The organism is Arthrobacter phoenicis (assembly GCF_047238215.1).
Classification (GTDB): domain Bacteria; phylum Actinomycetota; class Actinomycetes; order Actinomycetales; family Micrococcaceae; genus Arthrobacter.
The window spans coordinates 1-12,879 of record NZ_JBDFMK010000005.1; the positions used below are offsets into that span (position 1 = coordinate 1).

The following is a 12,879-nucleotide window of genomic DNA, read 5'->3' on the forward strand; positions in this document are numbered from 1 at the left end:
ATCTCCCAGGTCAGGTCATTGGCCTCGCCGTTGACCTTCTCCAGCGCCTGATAGATCGGGACCGTGCCGATCGGGACGGGGGAGTTGCGGATGATCCATTCACGGGTGGTGTGGATGTCATCGCCGGTGGAGAGGTCCATCACCGTGTCTGCGCCCCACTGGGCGGCCCACTGCAGTTTGTCCACTTCCTCGGCAATGGAGCTGGTCACGGCCGAGTTGCCGATGTTGGCGTTGATCTTCACCAGGAACGCCTTGCCGATGATCATCGGCTCGGATTCAGGGTGGTTAATGTTGTTCGGAATGATGGCCCGGCCCGCCGCCACCTCACTGCGGACCAGTTCGACGTCGCAGTTCTCCCGCACTGCCACGAACCGCATCTCCTGCGTGATCACGCCCTGGCGGGCGTAGTGCATCTGGGTGACCGTCTTGCCGTTGAGGGCGCGGCGGGGCACCGGCTGCGCGCCCTTCCATTCCGCGGACGCGGCACCCCGGCGCACGGCGGACTTGCCGTCATCGAGCAGGTTCCGTTCCCGTCCGCCGTAGGGCTCGGTGTCGCCCGGGATTCTATCCATTCGGACCGGAACGGCTCCAGGCCGATTACCGGATCGCTGCCGGGCCCGGCCGTCCGGTACACCGTGAACGGTGGATTCTTCACCCCGTTCGGAGAGTCCTCCAAGGCGATCTCCGTGACAGGGACGCTAATGCCGTGTTCCGGGTCGCGGGCGTACGCGAGCGAATGTGAATTCATGGCGTTCATCAGTGGTTTCCTACTTCCTTCGCCGGCATGACCCGGACAGGTTCAACGGTCGCAGGCTGCATCAGCCCGATCTCAGCCCCTGCATTAGGGCACCCGTGTGGATGAAAAAACCCTAGCACCCCGGCGTGCCCGTTCCGGTTGGATGATGACTGGTGTTCCCCGGAGGGCCTCCATCCTCGGAAGCAGGCCCTCCCAGCGATGGGGATATGACATATCTCCGGCAGCTGAGGCCTCCTGTTCGCAGCTGCCGGGGCTGACGCGCTCCTCGGTCAACCGCCAGCCCGGCCAACGCACAGCACCCGGGAATGGTGCAGACGCCTTCTGCTATTCCGTGCAGTCGACTTCTGAAACTGACATCAACCCTCGTCATAGGAATTAGCTAAAACCGCCAAACCGAGCTGCGAAAAAACCGCCAATCCGAACTAGCAGTCACACAGGAGGAGCGTCGGGATCTGGTCGGGTTTAGAGGTAGCTGCAGATGCGTTCGGGGTCGCAGGCTGCAGGGTCCCCGGCGGCCGCGGCGTCATGAAATTCGGCAACGGTTGCACGCAGTGCCGTGAGTTCTGCGATCCGGGCGTCGAGGTCGCGGAGCTGTTTGGCCAGCAGATCCCGGACGTGTACGCAGGGGCCTGGCCGATGTCCCGGACGGAGAGGATGTCACCGATCTGGGCAAGGGTCAGTCCGGCCGTGCGGCCGCGGCGGATGAATTCCAGCCGGCTGACTGTTTCCTGGGCGTAGTCGCGGTATCCGTTCGGTGCCCTGTCGGCGGCCGGCAATAGGCCGCGGTCCTCGTAGAACCGCAGGGTCTTGGCCGTCATGCCCGCGGCTGCGGCAGTTTCGCCGATAAGCATCATGCACCTCTCGTCCCCGGGGGGTTCCTCCTTGACCTTCCAGTTTAGTGGAAGGTCAACAGGGGGTAGGAACCCGCGGGTGGCGCCCCGGGCCGGGAGAGCGGAGTCAGCCTCTTGACCTTCCCCCTCGGTGGAAGGTGCAGACTGGGGCAGAACCATATACGAGGCACTGTTACGGGTATTTCGGGACGTCGCTGCTGTACGACTTTGGAGGATTCCATGTCTGAACCAACACCTGATTTTGATCTGGCCGTCATCGGATCGGGCGGCGGAGCATTCGCGGCCGCGATCCGGGCGACCAACCTGGGCAAACGCGTCCTGATGATCGAGCGCTCCACCGTCGGCGGCACGTGCGTGAACACCGGCTGCGTGCCGTCCAAGGCACTCCTGGCCGCGGCAGAGGCCAGGCAAGTTGCCCTGGACGGAGCAGGCCGGTTCCCCGGCATCAGCACCTCAGCCGGGCCGGTGGACATGGCCGGGCTGATCGGTGGGAAGCGTTCCCTGGTGGAGACGATGCGTTCGGATAAGTACGTGGACCTGATCGCGGACTATGGCTGGGAGCTGCGCCAGGGCAATGCCGTGTTCACCGGCACCCAGGACGATCCCGTCCTGGAAATCACCGGACAGGACGGGATGCGGGAGTCCGTAAGGGCCGCGCACTATCTGGTGGCCACTGGGTCGGCTCCGTGGGCGCCCCCGATCGAGGGTTTGGCAGACACGGACTACCTGACCGCCACCACCGCGATGGAACTCGAGGAGGTCCCCGACTCCCTGCTCGTGCTCGGCGGCGGGTACGTGGCCCTGGAACAGGCCCAGCTCTTCGCCCGGCTCGGGTCCAAGGTCACCATGCTGGTCCGCTCCCGCCTGGCCTCGGCCGAGGAACCCGAAGCCTCCCGCGCCCTGATGGGCGTCTTCGCCGACGAGGGCATCCGCGTCGTCCGCCGGGCGGCCGTGTCCTCCGTACGTACGGATCCGGCCACCCGCGGGATCGTTGCGACCGCGGCCGCCTCCGGCGGCCAGGAGGAATTCCGGGCCGCCAGGCTGCTCGTCGCCACGGGAAGGCGCCCGGTCACGGACGGCCTGAACCTGTCCGCGGTCGGCGTGAAAACCGGGGACGGCGGCGAGATCTTGGTCAACAGCCGGCTGGCCAGCACCAATCCCAGGATATTGGCCGCCGGAGACGTGACCGGACACCGCGAATTCGTCTACGTCGCAGCATCCCACGGCTCCCTGGTGGTGGAGAACGCCTTCAACAACGCCGGCCGCGAGGTCGACTACCGGCACCTGCCCCGGGTCACCTTCACCAGCCCGGCCCTGGCCGCGGTCGGGATGACCGACAAGGAAGCCAACGAGGCCGGTATCCGGTGCGAATGCCGGGTCCTGCCCCTGGAGTACGTGCCCCGGGCCCTGGTGAACAGGGACACCCGCGGCTTCATCAAGATCGTCGCGGACGCGGACACCGGGCGGATTGTGGGAATCACCGCCGTCGCGAAGGACGCCGGTGACCTCGCCGCCGCCGGGGTCTACATCCTGGAAGCCGGGATGACCGTGGAGCAGGTGGCGAACCTGTGGAGCCCGTACCTGACCATGGCCGAGGGGATCAAGATCGCCGCCCAGTCCTTCACCACTGATGTCTCCAAACTCTCCTGTTGCGCCTCCTGAGCCGTAGCCCCTCCAGTAACTTCATCCAACTCACCGACCGGCAGACCTCACCGGACAGCGGCATCGACCTCGCACTCTCGTTGGTCGTAAGACCCGCACGATAATATGCACGGTGACGGGGGGATTACTGCAACCATGTTCCTTATGACTGGAATGAAGATCGGCTATGCCCGGGTCTCGACGAACGACCAGGACCTGACCGCCCAACGCAATGCCCTCTTTGCCCTGGGTGTAGATGAGGCCCAGATCTTCGTCGATCACGGACTGACGGGAGCGAACCGGGTGCGCCCTGGGCTCCGTGAAGCGATGGCGGCGTGCCGGGGCGGCGATACGCTCGTGGTGACCAAGCTCGACCGTTTGGCACGCTCTCTTTCCGATGCCAGGGATATAGCCCACGAGCTGACGGCCAAGGGGGTAGTGCTCAGTCTCGGCGGCAGCACTCATGATCCAACTGATCCGGTAGGCCGGCTGCTGTTCAATGTCCTGGGAATGGTGGCCGAGTTTGAGGCGGACCTGATCCGGATGCGCACTCGCAAGGGAATGGCGGTCGCCAAGGCGAAGGGGCGGCTGAAAGGCAAGCAGCCGAAACTGTCCAAGACACAGCGGAAGCATCTTCTGACACTGCACGACGCCGGGGAGCACACGCAGGCTGAGTTGGCGGAGCTGTTCCGTGTGTCCCGAACAACGGTGTACCGCGAGCTCCAAAGGCGAACCATCTGAAGGCCGATGCGGTGCCGCCGGCCGTGAGTGCACCAAGCGCTGCGAAAAGAACACCATTTAGCGCCGCGATTCACTGGTGGGAGCCGCGCAGCGCTTTACGCCACCAGCAAGCCCGTGCTGCACGCGAGAGCACCACAACGTAGCCCGGAACGACGTGCTGCCTGAAGACTCTGGGTTCCGGCCTCGCCCAGCAAGCGCCCACCCCTACTGCACGGGCCTCGCTTCGCTCGGGCTCTAGAAGCGCTTTTCTGTTTTGGCTGCTGTCCTGACGGATTGTACGTGTCCGCTCCGGCCCATCTAGCCCCTCCTTCGTCGGGGCCTGCGGTACAGGAAATGTCCCTGCGGTGCTCCTTCGTCGCTGATTTCCTCCGGGAATTTCCCGCCCTTGCCCTGCGGGTAGACAGGCCTCCGTCGGCCACAGCTCCGCAAGCTTCGCCAGCAGCCAAAACAACGGGGGGAGAGGGGAAGCTGGCCGGTCACCAAAGCCGCCCCGCTATGGTCCGCGCCAGCACCCGATTCCAGCCGCTTGACAGACATAGAAGCGTCTGTGAGTCTTTACATGGCTGGTCTGGGACTAGCTGGCAGTGTTGATGCCGGTCGTTCTGCCTGGTGCGTGACTCGAAAAAACAATTGCCCCTCGAGGGTGCGTTTCCCCCGATTTGTCCGCGCTGGGTGGAGCGGCCGGCGCTGACCTGTCCCACGTCGGTGGCTTGATTAGAAGCTTGCCCAGCCTTTGGAGGTTGTGGCTCATCACAGTTTTGCCTCGAGGTGACTCTTCCCAGGTCCGGCGCCGGCCGTGCTGCGGCCGTTCTTGCCCGTTCGAAAGGAAGGAGGGTGGTGCGTTGACTATCGTTTCGCAGACCCGCCCGTTCGTCATCGGCGTGGACTGTCACGCCCGGACCCACACTTACGCCATCATCGAGGCCAGCACTAAGCGACAGGTTGCGTGCGAGCAGTTCCCGACCACCTCGGCAGGGATTTCCCGCGCACTTGCCTGGGTAGGCCGAAGGACAGACGGGGATATGGCCTGTCTATGGGCCGTCGAGGGTATCGGCTCATATGGGGCGCGTCTGGCCCGGGCGGTAACCGACGCCGGCTACGACGTCGCCGAAGCTCCACGGATGAACGCCCGAGGCCGTCGGGGGCTGGGCAAATCGGACCCGTTGGACGCTACCGCCATCGGAGCCGCTGTCCTTGGCTTGGAGGAGTCCCAACTCCGGGTTCCGCGCCGGGATGAAGGAGCCCGTGCCGGACTCAGGATCCTGAGTGCGGCACGGGATCAGTTGACCCGGGAACGAACAATGAATGTCAATGCGCTTATCGCCTTACTCCGGGCACACGACCTTGGAGTCGACGCCCGCAAGCCTCTGGTTCCCGCCCAGATCGCCACGATTACCAGATGGCGGGACCGGCAGGAGCAGATGGAACTAGCGATCGCTCGGCAGGAAGCGGTTCGGTTGGCGCGCCGCGTTCTCGAGGTGACCACTCAGCTGGCGGCTAATCAGAAGCGCATGACTGAGCTGATCCAGGAAAGCCCGGCTGCGCCGCTGTTGGAGATGGTGGGTGCCGGGGCTGTCACGGTCGCTGCTGTCCTGACAGCTTGGTCGCATCCAGGAAGGGTTCGCAGCGAAGCTGCCTTTGCCTCTCTGGCAGGGGTGAGTCCCTTGCCGGCCTCAAGCGGTAACACTGTCCGGCACAGGCTGAACCGGGGCGGTGATAGGCGCCTCAATCGTGCTTTGCACACCATCACCATGACCCGGATGGTCCATGACCCCGGAACACGGGACTACGTCGCCAAACGCACCCAAGAAGGTCGCAGCTACCGCGAAATCCGCAGATCCCTCAAGCGCTACGTCGCCCGAACGCTCTACCGCCAGCTAAACACCCTTTACGCCACCGCGAAACCAGCCCCACCCCTCGTTGCCGGGGCAGGCAGTTCAGGCGGTGTCCGGATTGGTCCGAGTTAGAAGGCGCGCGACGGTGGGGTATTTGGCAGCCGTGTAGTCACTCCAGCCCGAGGCTGTGTCGGCTGCGGTTTTCTTGGCCTCAAAGTATTCGGCTCGGGCCGCCGGATCTTCTCTGAGTAGGTCGCGGAATGCGATGCGTGCAGACCATTCGGTGCCTTCGAATGCGAGGACGTGCACCACGGATTCCCGATGGCGGCGGTTTGGCCACGCGAGCCAGCAATGGCCGGGCTTCATCCCCTCGAGGTCGAACCCCGCCATTTTCAGCGCCCGGGCTGCATTTTGAACGCTCGAAACCTTGACCCCAACGATCACGTCTATGACATCTTTCGCCGGCAGGTCGGGCACGGAAGTCGAACCAATGTGTTCGCAGTGGGCTTCGGGGAGCAATTCGAGGATCGCCGCGGCGAACCGGGCATAGTGGTCCGCCCATTCCTCGAATCTGCTCGCCACAAGTGTTACCGGCTGTTCGTCGTCCATTCGTCCGATTCTGGTCCCGATGGTGTCTGCACTCTTTGAAGCCACGCCGCTGCCGCCTTGGATGGCGCCCGATAGGCCCTCCAAGGTGTTGCCACAGTTGAGACCGATTGGTACTGGATCGAGGACCTGAGCTTGCAAGTCACGGACAGGGCAGCACCAAGGTCTCGCATGCCGGATCGTGTCAGCAGACTCACCCGTAAGCCGATCGATCACCGTGCCCAGGAAACGCGCCGCTACGTTTGTCAGTTTCAGAAGTGGTCTGCACAGTCACGCATTTTTTCAACAGTCGTCTGCACCAAAGGCCGAGCTACGGGACTGCAACTGCTTCAGGGCTCGTGGCCGGGACCCAGCGGTAAAGCGTGGGCACCGAGACCCCGAGGCTGGCGGCAACTTCCTTGGGCGGCGTTCCCTGGCTGAGGAGCTTCCGAGCTGAGCGGATCTTGGCCTCAGTCATTACACGCTTTCGTCCGCCGACCCGGCCCTGTTCGCGCGCTGCCTGGAGGCCCGCCTGTGTGCGTTCGACCATGAGCTCGCGTTCCATCTGGGCCAGGGATGCCATCACGTTGAAGAAGAAGCGTCCGGAGGCGGTGGTGGTGTCGATCGAGTCGGTAAGGCTGACAAAACCAATTCCGCGCTCGTTCAGGCCTCCGGCGAAATCCAGGAGGTCCTTCACGCTACGGCCGAGACGGTCCAGCTTCCACACAATGAGAGTGTCTCCCTCACGGAGTGTTTCCAGGGCCTTGGCTAGACCGGGGCGGCCGGCCTTGGTGCCGCTCATTGTGTCTTCAAAGATGCGATCGCATCCTGCACTATTTAAGGCAGCCAACTGCAGATCAAGGTTCTGGTCGCGCGTAGACACTCTGGCATAGCCGATACGGTGTGCCGCCATATGGGTTTCTCTTCTCAAAACTCGATTCGGACTCCTGGCTCGACTGTACAGTTTCGAGAATTATTTGTGAGAACCGCCCCGCCGGGGCGGGGCTTCTCATCACAACGGCGGTTTCCCGCAGAACGGCGCGCTGTTCCGGCGCCTCACGGCAAGCGCCGCCTTTCTCGATTCAAGGCGTTCTTGAAATCCTTCGTTTCTGAGAACGTCGAACGATCGAGGCAGGCTTGAGATTGGGGGGTGAGGTGAGGTAGAGGAGCATCACGATTAAGCGGACGCGGATTGAGCGCGGCCGGGTCCGGTCGGCGGTCAGCCAGACGTACGCGTCGGCCAGTCGTTGCTGGATGGGGCCGGTCCCGGCGGTGAGGGCTTCAACGGCCCTTTCGAACAGGCCTCTTAGTCGGCGGTGTTCAGGTCCGGCCAGGACCGGCCACGAAGGACCGGCCCTGGCCGGACCCGCTCCTAGCTCCTGGGCAGAACCGGTTCGGGCAGGTAGACCTTCCCGCCGGATTCGAGGAATTCGGTGGACTTGGCCTCCATTCCTGCGATGGCTTCCTGTTCGGACATGCCTCCGAACTGGTCGCGGATGTCCTGGGAGAGCCGCATGGAACAGAACTTGGGACCGCACATGGAGCAGAAGTGCGCGGTCTTGGCCGGTTCGGCGGGCAGGGTCTCGTCGTGGAAGGATTCGGCCGTTTCCGGGTCCAGGGAAAGGGCGAACTGATCGCGCCAGCGGAACTCGAACCGTGCCTTGGACAGGGCGTCGTCGCGTTCGTGGGCGCCCGGGTGGCCTTTGGCGAGGTCCGCGGCGTGGGCGGCGATCTTGTAGGTGATCACGCCGGTTTTGACGTCATCTTTGTTCGGCAACCCGAGGTGTTCTTTGGGCGTGACGTAGCAGAGCATCGCGGTGCCGTAGCGGGCGATCTCCGTGGCGCCGATGGCCGAGGTGATGTGGTCGTAGCCGGGGGCAATGTCGGTCACCAGTGGGCCGAGGGTATAGAACGGGGCGCCGTCGCAGAGTTCCTGCTGGCGTTCGACGTTTTCCCGGACCAGGTGGAAGGGGATGTGGCCCGGGCCTTCGACCATGACCTGCACGTCGTACTTCCAGGCGCGCTTGGTCAGCTCCGCCAGGGTGTCTAGTTCGGCAAACTGTGCGGCGTCGTTGGCATCCGCGGTCGCCCCCGGCCGCAGGCCGTCGCCCAGGGAAAAGGCGACGTCGTACTTGGCGAAGATTTCGCACAGTTCATCGAAGTGGGTGTAGAGGAAGTTCTCCTGGTGATGGGCCAGGCACCAACCGGCCATGATGGACCCTCCGCGGGAGACGATCCCGGTCACCCGGTTTGCGGTCAGCGGCACGTAGCGCAGCAGCACGCCGGCGTGGACGGTCATGTAGTCCACGCCCTGCTCGCACTGCTCGATCACGGTGTCCCGGTAGATCTCCCAGGTCAGGTCATTGGCCTCGCCGTTGACCTTCTCCAGCGCCTGATAGATCGGGACCGTGCCGATCGGGACGGGGGAGTTGCGGATGATCCATTCACGGGTGGTGTGGATGTCATCGCCGGTGGAGAGGTCCATCACCGTGTCTGCGCCCCACTGGGCGGCCCACTGCAGTTTGTCCACTTCCTCGGCAATGGAGCTGGTCACGGCCGAGTTGCCGATGTTGGCGTTGATCTTCACCAGGAACGCCTTGCCGATGATCATCGGCTCGGATTCAGGGTGGTTAATGTTGTTCGGAATGATGGCCCGGCCCGCCGCCACCTCACTGCGGACCAGTTCAACGTCGCAGTTCTCCCGCACTGCCACGAACCGCATCTCCTGCGTGATCACGCCCTGGCGGGCGTAGTGCATCTGGGTGACCGTCTTGCCGTTGAGGGCGCGGCGGGGCACCGGCTGCGCGCCCTTCCATTCCGCGGACGCGGCACCCCGGCGCACGGCGGACTTGCCGTCATCGAGCAGGTTCCGTTCCCGTCCGCCGTAGGGCTCGGTGTCGCCCCGGGATTCTATCCATTCGGACCGGAACGGCTCCAGGCCGATTACCGGATCGCTGCCGGGCCCGGCCGTCCGGTACACCGTGAACGGTGGATTCTTCACCCCGTTCGGAGAGTCCTCCAAGGCGATCTCCGTGACAGGGACGCTAATGCCGTGTTCCGGGTCGCGGGCGTACGCGAGCGAATGTGAATTCATGGCGTTCATCAGTGGTTTCCTACTTCCTTCGCCGGCATGACCCGGACAGGTTCAACGGTCGCAGGCTGCATCAGCCCGATCTCAGCCCCTGCATTAGGGCACCCGTGTGGATGAAAAAACCCTAGCACCCCGGCGTGCCCGTTCCGGTTGGATGATGACTGGTGTTCCCCGGAGGGCCTCCATCCTCGGAAGCAGGCCCTCCCAGCGATGGGGATATGACATATCTCCGGCAGCTGAGGCCTCCTGTTCGCAGCTGCCGGGGCTGACGCGCTCCTCGGTCAACCGCCAGCCCGGCCAACGCACAGCACCCGGGAATGGTGCAGACGCCTTCTGCTATTCCGTGCAGTCGACTTCTGAAACTGACATCAACCCTCGTCATAGGAATTAGCTAAAACCGCCAAACCGAGCTGCGAAAAAACCGCCAATCCGAACTAGCAGTCACACAGGAGGAGCGTCGGGATCTGGTCGGGTTTAGAGGTAGCTGCAGATGCGTTCGGGGTCGCAGGCTGCAGGGTCCCCGGCGGCCGCGGCGTCATGAAATTCGGCAACGGTTGCACGCAGTGCCGTGAGTTCTGCGATCCGGGCGTCGAGGTCGCGGAGCTGTTTGGCCAGCAGATCCCGGACGTGTACGCAGGGGCCTGGCCGATGTCCCGGACGGAGAGGATGTCACCGATCTGGGCAAGGGTCAGTCCGGCCGTGCGGCCGCGGCGGATGAATTCCAGCCGGCTGACTGTTTCCTGGGCGTAGTCGCGGTATCCGTTCGGTGCCCTGTCGGCGGCCGGCAATAGGCCGCGGTCCTCGTAGAACCGCAGGGTCTTGGCCGTCATGCCCGCGGCTGCGGCAGTTTCGCCGATAAGCATCATGCACCTCTCGTCCCCGGGGGGTTCCTCCTTGACCTTCCAGTTTAGTGGAAGGTCAACAGGGGGTAGGAACCCGCGGGTGGCGCCCCGGGCCGGGAGAGCGGAGTCAGCCTCTTGACCTTCCCCCTCGGTGGAAGGTGCAGACTGGGGCAGAACCATATACGAGGCACTGTTACGGGTATTTCGGGACGTCGCTGCTGTACGACTTTGGAGGATTCCATGTCTGAACCAACACCTGATTTTGATCTGGCCGTCATCGGATCGGGCGGCGGAGCATTCGCGGCCGCGATCCGGGCGACCAACCTGGGCAAACGCGTCCTGATGATCGAGCGCTCCACCGTCGGCGGCACGTGCGTGAACACCGGCTGCGTGCCGTCCAAGGCACTCCTGGCCGCGGCAGAGGCCAGGCAAGTTGCCCTGGACGGAGCAGGCCGGTTCCCCGGCATCAGCACCTCAGCCGGGCCGGTGGACATGGCCGGGCTGATCGGTGGGAAGCGTTCCCTGGTGGAGACGATGCGTTCGGATAAGTACGTGGACCTGATCGCGGACTATGGCTGGGAGCTGCGCCAGGGCAATGCCGTGTTCACCGGCACCCAGGACGATCCCGTCCTGGAAATCACCGGACAGGACGGGATGCGGGAGTCCGTAAGGGCCGCGCACTATCTGGTGGCCACTGGGTCGGCTCCGTGGGCGCCCCCGATCGAGGGTTTGGCAGACACGGACTACCTGACCGCCACCACCGCGATGGAACTCGAGGAGGTCCCCGACTCCCTGCTCGTGCTCGGCGGCGGGTACGTGGCCCTGGAACAGGCCCAGCTCTTCGCCCGGCTCGGGTCCAAGGTCACCATGCTGGTCCGCTCCCGCCTGGCCTCGGCCGAGGAACCCGAAGCCTCCCGCGCCCTGATGGGCGTCTTCGCCGACGAGGGCATCCGCGTCGTCCGCCGGGCGGCCGTGTCCTCCGTACGTACGGATCCGGCCACCCGCGGGATCGTTGCGACCGCGGCCGCCTCCGGCGGCCAGGAGGAATTCCGGGCCGCCAGGCTGCTCGTCGCCACGGGAAGGCGCCCGGTCACGGACGGCCTGAACCTGTCCGCGGTCGGCGTGAAAACCGGGGACGGCGGCGAGATCTTGGTCAACAGCCGGCTGGCCAGCACCAATCCCAGGATATTGGCCGCCGGAGACGTGACCGGACACCGCGAATTCGTCTACGTCGCAGCATCCCACGGCTCCCTGGTGGTGGAGAACGCCTTCAACAACGCCGGCCGCGAGGTCGACTACCGGCACCTGCCCCGGGTCACCTTCACCAGCCCGGCCCTGGCCGCGGTCGGGATGACCGACAAGGAAGCCAACGAGGCCGGTATCCGGTGCGAATGCCGGGTCCTGCCCCTGGAGTACGTGCCCCGGGCCCTGGTGAACAGGGACACCCGCGGCTTCATCAAGATCGTCGCGGACGCGGACACCGGGCGGATTGTGGGAATCACCGCCGTCGCGAAGGACGCCGGTGACCTCGCCGCCGCCGGGGTCTACATCCTGGAAGCCGGGATGACCGTGGAGCAGGTGGCGAACCTGTGGAGCCCGTACCTGACCATGGCCGAGGGGATCAAGATCGCCGCCCAGTCCTTCACCACTGATGTCTCCAAACTCTCCTGTTGCGCCTCCTGAGCCGTAGCCCCTCCAGTAACTTCATCCAACTCACCGACCGGCAGACCTCACCGGACAGCGGCATCGACCTCGCACTCTCGTTGGTCGTAAGACCCGCACGATAATATGCACGGTGACGGGGGGATTACTGCAACCATGTTCCTTATGACTGGAATGAAGATCGGCTATGCCCGGGTCTCGACGAACGACCAGGACCTGACCGCCCAACGCAATGCCCTCTTTGCCCTGGGTGTAGATGAGGCCCAGATCTTCGTCGATCACGGACTGACGGGAGCGAACCGGGTGCGCCCTGGGCTCCGTGAAGCGATGGCGGCGTGCCGGGGCGGCGATACGCTCGTGGTGACCAAGCTCGACCGTTTGGCACGCTCTCTTTCCGATGCCAGGGATATAGCCCACGAGCTGACGGCCAAGGGGGTAGTGCTCAGTCTCGGCGGCAGCACTCATGATCCAACTGATCCGGTAGGCCGGCTGCTGTTCAATGTCCTGGGAATGGTGGCCGAGTTTGAGGCGGACCTGATCCGGATGCGCACTCGCGAGGGAATGGCGGTCGCCAAGGCGAAGGGGCGGCTGAAAGGCAAGCAGCCGAAACTGTCCAAGACACAGCGGAAGCATCTTCTGACACTGCACGACGCCGGGGAGCACACGCAGGCTGAGTTGGCGGAGCTGTTCCGTGTGTCCCGAACAACGGTGTACCGCGAGCTCCAAAGGCGAACCATCTGAAGGCCGATGCGGTGCCGCCGGCCGTGAGTGCACCAAGCGCTGCGAAAAGAACACCATTTAGCGCCGCGATTCACTGGTGGGAGCCGCGCAGCGCTTTACGCCACCAGCAAGCCCGTGCTGCACGCGAGAGCAC

8 protein-coding genes, 3 pseudogenes and 2 riboswitches are annotated in these 12,879 nt (G+C 64.4%); of the genes and pseudogenes, 5 read left to right on the forward strand and 6 right to left on the reverse strand.

The genetic code is table 11. The annotated features are described in order from the left end of the window. A pseudogene (locus ABC337_RS18440) lies at positions 1-757 on the reverse strand (phosphomethylpyrimidine synthase ThiC); the annotation flags it as partial. Then, positions 755-864: riboswitch (TPP riboswitch) on the reverse strand. Its footprint overlaps the pseudogene before it by 3 nt. 355 nt (positions 865-1,219) lie before the next feature. After that, positions 1,220-1,608: pseudogene (locus ABC337_RS18445) on the reverse strand (heavy metal-responsive transcriptional regulator). A gap of 219 nt (positions 1,609-1,827) precedes the next feature. Here ABC337_RS18445 and merA (ABC337_RS18450) point away from each other — a divergent pair. The 3 genes from merA (ABC337_RS18450) (at position 1,828) to ABC337_RS18460 (ending at position 5,957) form a co-directional block, all read left to right on the forward strand. Further along, positions 1,828-3,270 (forward strand): mercury(II) reductase, encoded by a 1,443-nt coding sequence (gene merA / locus ABC337_RS18450; RefSeq protein ID WP_412885096.1) that lies wholly within the window; start codon positions 1,828-1,830, stop codon positions 3,268-3,270. A gap of 144 nt (positions 3,271-3,414) precedes the next feature. Continuing rightward, entirely contained in the window at positions 3,415-3,990 is a 576-nt protein-coding gene (locus ABC337_RS18455; protein WP_459562738.1) for a recombinase family protein, read from the forward strand. An 842-nt stretch (positions 3,991-4,832) separates the two neighbouring features. Continuing rightward, positions 4,833-5,957 carry an IS110 family RNA-guided transposase gene (locus tag ABC337_RS18460; protein ID WP_412885100.1) on the forward strand — a complete coding sequence of 375 codons (1,125 nt, stop codon included), beginning with the start codon at positions 4,833-4,835 and terminating at the stop codon, positions 5,955-5,957. Here the strand turns inward: ABC337_RS18460 and ABC337_RS18465 are convergent. The 4 genes and pseudogenes from ABC337_RS18465 to ABC337_RS18480 form a co-directional block, all read right to left on the reverse strand. Next, entirely contained in the window at positions 5,928-6,434 is a 507-nt protein-coding gene (locus ABC337_RS18465) for a GrpB family protein (RefSeq protein WP_412885099.1), read from the reverse strand. The genes ABC337_RS18460 and ABC337_RS18465 overlap by 30 nt on opposite strands. A gap of 307 nt (positions 6,435-6,741) precedes the next feature. After that, positions 6,742-7,323 carry a recombinase family protein gene (locus tag ABC337_RS18470; RefSeq protein WP_412885098.1) on the reverse strand — a complete coding sequence of 194 codons (582 nt, stop codon included), beginning with the start codon at positions 7,321-7,323 and terminating at the stop codon, positions 6,742-6,744. A gap of 459 nt (positions 7,324-7,782) precedes the next feature. Further along, positions 7,783-9,513, reverse strand: a complete 1,731-nt coding sequence (gene thiC / locus ABC337_RS18475; protein ID WP_412885097.1) for a phosphomethylpyrimidine synthase ThiC — start codon at positions 9,511-9,513, stop codon at positions 7,783-7,785. Beyond that, a riboswitch (TPP riboswitch) is annotated at positions 9,511-9,620 on the reverse strand. Its footprint overlaps the gene before it by 3 nt. Before the next feature lie 355 nt (positions 9,621-9,975). Next, positions 9,976-10,364 (reverse strand): annotated as a pseudogene (locus ABC337_RS18480) (heavy metal-responsive transcriptional regulator). Between the two features lie 219 nt (positions 10,365-10,583). Here ABC337_RS18480 and merA (ABC337_RS18485) point away from each other — a divergent pair. Beyond that, a complete protein-coding gene (merA, locus tag ABC337_RS18485; RefSeq protein WP_412885096.1) occupies positions 10,584-12,026 on the forward strand; it encodes a mercury(II) reductase in 1,443 nt (480 codons plus the stop codon). 144 nt (positions 12,027-12,170) lie between these two features. Next, the gene (locus ABC337_RS18490) at positions 12,171-12,746 is read left to right on the forward strand and encodes a recombinase family protein (RefSeq protein ID WP_412885120.1); all 576 of its coding nucleotides are present in this window, start codon (positions 12,171-12,173) and stop codon (positions 12,744-12,746) included. The last annotated feature ends 133 nt before the right edge of the window (positions 12,747-12,879 follow it).

Excerpts from the sequence above, each read along its gene's own strand:
- merA (WP_412885096.1), top strand. The coding sequence starts at position 10,584 with ATGTCTGAACCAACACCTGATTTTGATCTGGCCGTCATCGGATCGGGC.
- ABC337_RS18470 (WP_412885098.1), bottom strand. The coding sequence starts at position 7,323 with ATGGCGGCACACCGTATCGGCTATGCCAGAGTGTCTACGCGCGACCAG.
- ABC337_RS18455 (WP_459562738.1), top strand. The coding sequence starts at position 3,415 with ATGACTGGAATGAAGATCGGCTATGCCCGGGTCTCGACGAACGACCAG.
- thiC (WP_412885097.1), bottom strand. The coding sequence starts at position 9,513 with ATGAACGCCATGAATTCACATTCGCTCGCGTACGCCCGCGACCCGGAA.
- ABC337_RS18490 (WP_412885120.1), top strand. The coding sequence starts at position 12,171 with ATGACTGGAATGAAGATCGGCTATGCCCGGGTCTCGACGAACGACCAG.
- ABC337_RS18465 (WP_412885099.1), bottom strand. The coding sequence starts at position 6,434 with ATGGACGACGAACAGCCGGTAACACTTGTGGCGAGCAGATTCGAGGAA.
- merA (WP_412885096.1), top strand. The coding sequence starts at position 1,828 with ATGTCTGAACCAACACCTGATTTTGATCTGGCCGTCATCGGATCGGGC.